The organism is Bartonella sp. MR168JLCBS (assembly GCF_042194175.1).
In genome coordinates, this window is sequence record NZ_JBHIMP010000374.1 from 1 (window position 1) to 708 (window position 708).

General features: G+C 36.7%; 1 pseudogene. It reads left to right on the plus strand.

From position 1 onward, the window contains the following. Window positions 1-664: pseudogene (locus ACFIK8_RS11475) on the plus strand (Ppx/GppA phosphatase family protein); the annotation flags it as partial. Between the last annotated feature and the right edge of the window lie 44 nt (window positions 665-708).

Sequence of the window (708 nt, forward strand, 5' to 3'; positions counted from 1 at the left end):
TTTAGTAAATAACGGCTTTCCTTAATACATAAGCTATGGACCGCGCGATTGAAGCATTAAAGATTTGTCATTTAAAGCTAAAATAAAGGCGTATTAAGCGTTATCGTTTGGTTGCAAAGAAGCTTGACGTTCGGCAAAAAATGGGAGACATTTTATTCAACGCGTTTTGGATGCGACTGACCTTAAATTGGAAATTGTTTATCGGAAAACAGAAGTGCGCTTTGCTGTTTCAGGAATATGGTACACTAGTTGAGCGAAATACTGATGCAATTGTCTTTTTTGATATTAGAGGATAGTCATCGGAAATTGTGCTTCTTGATATTTCTCAAAAGCGTTCTTTGCGTTTAGCTAAACAGATTACAGCTTGGACTTCGCTTTCTGTTGGTGTTGTCACCTTGCTGAACGTTTTGGAGGTAGTGATATTAGTCTAGATGATTTTGAAAAGATGAAAAGCTATGTGCGGGGTTTTTTAAATAATTTTTCAGATCATTATAAATTGGGAGATCTAGCTTAGGGCTCGAAGTTTCATCTTTTGGGAACTTCTGGAATGATTACGACTTTAGCAGGAATGCACCTTAATTTAGAGCGTTACGATCGGAAGAAAATGGATGGCATTTGGATGAATGATGCAGATATTACTCTTATGATCAAACGTTTATTGTCATGAGACATAAAAAAAGCGCAGAATCGATTCTTATATTGGGCGAG